Annotated in this window: 3 protein-coding genes; 2 read left to right on the top strand and 1 reads right to left on the bottom strand. The window is 38.7% G+C overall.

Translation table 11 applies throughout. The annotated features are described in order from the left end of the window. A partial coding sequence (locus tag F6K38_RS37340) for a hypothetical protein (RefSeq protein ID WP_287360049.1) occupies window positions 1-361 on the top strand: 361 nt, incomplete at its 5' end. Between the two features lie 57 nt (window positions 362-418). On the opposite strand, the gene F6K38_RS37335 is transcribed toward F6K38_RS37340, so the two are convergent. Next, on the bottom strand, window positions 419-1840 hold the full coding sequence (locus F6K38_RS37335) for an effector-associated domain EAD1-containing protein (protein ID WP_287360048.1): 1422 nt from the start codon (window positions 1838-1840) through the stop codon (window positions 419-421). 1077 nt (window positions 1841-2917) lie between these two features. Here F6K38_RS37335 and F6K38_RS37330 point away from each other — a divergent pair. Next, window positions 2918-3578, top strand: a 661-nt coding sequence (locus tag F6K38_RS37330) for an iron uptake porin (RefSeq protein ID WP_287360047.1), incomplete at its 3' end; no start/stop codon positions are given.

Here is a 3578-nt window from a genome sequence, read left to right as displayed (position 1 = left end):
CTTGTTTTCTGTAACACCTAGTGGTGATGTCAGTCTTGGTATTGCCATACGTAATAACGATTTACAAGTTGCTTACCGTAACCACAATGTGCGTGGAAGGGGATGGTATTCTGATGCTCTGACTCTTCTTGAAGGTGTATTTCGCAATCAAACAGTTAAAGCGGTCAAGAAGGGTTTGGCAAATTTTGATGGTGTCAATTTAATTTCCTATCTTAAAGATGCGGGCGTTGATCAAAAGTTGAAACCCTATGGATTAAGCCTAGATAAACTCGTTAAGGCTGGTGTCTCTATTAACGCCGATGTCACTCCACAAGGGCTGAACTTTGTGATTGATTTACCTAATACCATAACCTTTGAATAATTGGTTAAGCTAATTTGTTAAGCTGTTAGGCACTAATGCTTAACAGCTTATTCATATTTATTTGATTTTTTCTAAAACTTGGTTATCTTCAATAATGTTCTCTATTTTTTGAAGAAGATTATATCTTTGTCGAGGCACCAAATATGCTGTTTCTCCGAATCCTATCACAAAGGATAAGATTCCACTACCAGGTCTAAATGAATAGTCAATTATTTGAGATTTTTTTATTTTAAACTTCCCAGTCGAATTATCATTATAACTAATCTTAACTTTTATATATCCTTTATAGTTTCTCTTGAGAAATCTTAATTTTTCTTCCTTGGTCCATTCCACATCATTAAGTAATATGTGTAATTCATGTAATTCATTATCTTTACCCGGGTTTTTTATAAATCTATCTATTACTTCAGCTTTATGTATAAAGATTTTCTTTAAATTATAATGTTTAGTTAGATGCTGGTTTTCAAAAACTTTTACGATTTCTGGGTAATTGTGAAAGTTTTCAGGGGACTTTACTAGTTTAGTGGGAAAAATGCTAAATATAAATGCTTCTCCTACTATCACCAAGATTACTAAGGTAACTGATCCTATTTGGTTCAGTCTTAAATTTGATTTTTTAAATAAATCAATAATAGCTATGATTGTAAATACTATAAAAAACAACATGCTAAGGGCTTTATACTGCTTAACCCATTCTATTCTACTCAAGAATTCGATTATCCAAGCCCCAGTAATATTAATAAAGAGGAATGGCAATATACGTGACACTACATAATCAAATTCAAATAAGCGGTTATTGCTTACCAATCTTATTATATAGCTGATTATATAGCTTGCTTTACTTCTCTTGGACTCGATTTTTAACCATTGATTGAGTTGACAAGCATTTTCTTGTGAAATATCAATATCTCTATTTTTTAATAAAAAATCAGCAAAGTCTATGATAGGTTTTTCACTATAAAAATTTTCATCAAGTATAGTATCCAAGTTATCTATAATATCATTTAAATTTGCAACAATTTTATCTTCCGAAAAATTGACTTTTTGAAAATAATCTCTATAAACCTCTTGCTTTGGCTTGTTATTTTTTTTAAAAGGATACAATAGGTCGAGTAAACTAGTCGTAATTTTAAATTTTTTCTTGATTGCATTTAACTCAGGATTAGCGCAATTTTGTTTAAGGGCGCTATTAATTAATAGTTCTAAACTATTATTACTATCAAAATGGTTGATTGTTTTGTTAACAATTTCACTGAAATTTCCACCAGTAGCAATCTCTGGCAGATTTTCATTTAATTGGAATCGTAGCATTTGTTTGAAGCCCTGTGGCTCAGGAAAAGCACTAAGCAGGGCTAACTGTATCTTCTCAAGGAGATAACCAGGGGTATTTCCAGCATTTTTTCTTCTAGCAGGGAAAACAGTAAATAGGGCTGACTCTATCTGATCAAGGAGATAACCAGGGATATTTCTAACCTTCATGTATAGCTCTCTACTTCTCAACCATAGAACTTAACATAATATTTATCAAGCTAGTCAGGTACAATAATCATGATACCTCAGATAATTATACTAAAAAATCATGAAACCCTACTCCGTTGATCCTAGACAAAAAATTATTGATGTTTATACTTAAGCTAATATCTATCAACATCAGCTTGCTAAACAGTTCTATGTGGGAGCAGGTCATTTTTGTAAGAAAACTTGAACTACAAACCCTTGAACTATAGTTTTTTCGGTGTTGCTGATTCTGGGTATGGTTTCGCCCCCCTAACCCCCCAAGCGAGGGATTGCTCGCTTGGGGGGAAAAAACTCTAAAAGTCCCCCGAGCGAGGGATTGCTCGCTCGGGGGATTTAGGGGGCTTCAACAAAACCATAGGTGCGCTTGACCCATTAAGAATTAAATTCGCCACGGGTCGCACCTGATGATCGCTCATTCATTCATTAGACTTCGCGGCAGTTGTCGGGAACAGGGAACAGCGATGCAGCGCGGTCTTGGGGAGGCAGCGCGGTCTTGGGGGTTCCCCCCATGAGCGACTGCCGTGGTTTCCCCCATGAGCGACTGCATCAAGACGGGAACAGGGAACAGTGGACAAGAATTGACGTAAACACTATCAGAAAAATACTTTTGCAAGAGGTCTATTAATTCAGCAACACCAATTTTCCTAGATAAATCCGGAGTTAATCTAGGAATGCTTCCTCTATTTGCTCGCTCTGAATAGGTTCAACTTGAGTGTAACAACAGCAGTTGGATATCTAACTCTTAGAGGATATCTGAAAAGTTTTTTGATACTGAATTTTGCCCCCCTGACCCCCCAACTTTGGGGGGAACAAGAGTCAATTTGCTTCTAAAAGTCCCCCAGAGGGGGACCAACGGGGGCTTGGATGTAGCAAATGAGACTTCTCAGACAACCTCTTAGAATCCCACACTTCCGACACTTCCCGCTTCACCCAGATATCAGAAACCTACCCCTGTTAGCATCACCCTACTGGGCAAATTGCTAAGATTTGCGCCATTATATCAATGTTTTCGGTGTGAGTAGTCAACTATCGTTCCCAATGCCCAAACTGACTTGGAGCTTGCCCCATGTAACTCCAGCTGCGATCGCTGCAGCCTTTTTACTAACTCCCAATGGTCTAGCCAATGAATCTCAACCAAAGTCAACAACAGCCCAGGAATTATCCGTAGCAGTAGAGTTACTTCCCCCCATCTCTGTGGGAGTGATGGAGCAGGTGACACCTGTTTCCCAGTTGTTCCCAGGATCACCAATAACAGAATCACCAACAAGTACACAACAGTTTGAACATGAACTGACTCCCAATCTCGAACCGAATCTCGAACAGACAAATGACTCGATGGCTCAGGTCACATCAGTATCCCAGTTATCGGATGTCCAGCCCACAGATTGGGCATTCCAAGCCTTACAATCTATCGTAGAGCGCTACGGTTGTATGGCAGGATATCCTGACAGTAGCTATCGTGGCAATCGTCCCCTCAACCGTTATGAATTTGCTGCTGCTCTCAATGCCTGTTTCGATCAGCTCAGTAAGGTGATTGCTGCTCCCGATTTGTCATCTTCCTACTTTAAAGAAGATCTAGAGGCAATCCAGCGTTTGCAAGGCGAGTTTACCCTGGAACTAGCTCGACTGCGTGGTAACCTGGATGCTGTCACCGCTCGTACTGCTGAAGTCGAAATTACTGAGTTTTCCACCACTACTA

The organism is Moorena sp. SIO3B2, from assembly GCF_010692525.1.
In the GTDB taxonomy this organism is placed as follows: domain Bacteria; phylum Cyanobacteriota; class Cyanobacteriia; order Cyanobacteriales; family Coleofasciculaceae; genus Moorena; species Moorena producens.
The sequence above is the reverse complement of the archived record's forward strand: the minus strand, read 5'-3'. Positions and strand labels throughout refer to the sequence as shown.

Bases quoted from the DNA above. Each gene is read 5' to 3' on its own strand.
- F6K38_RS37335 (WP_287360048.1), bottom strand. From the start codon at position 1,840: ATGAAGGTTAGAAATATCCCTGGTTATCTCCTTGATCAGATAGAGTCA.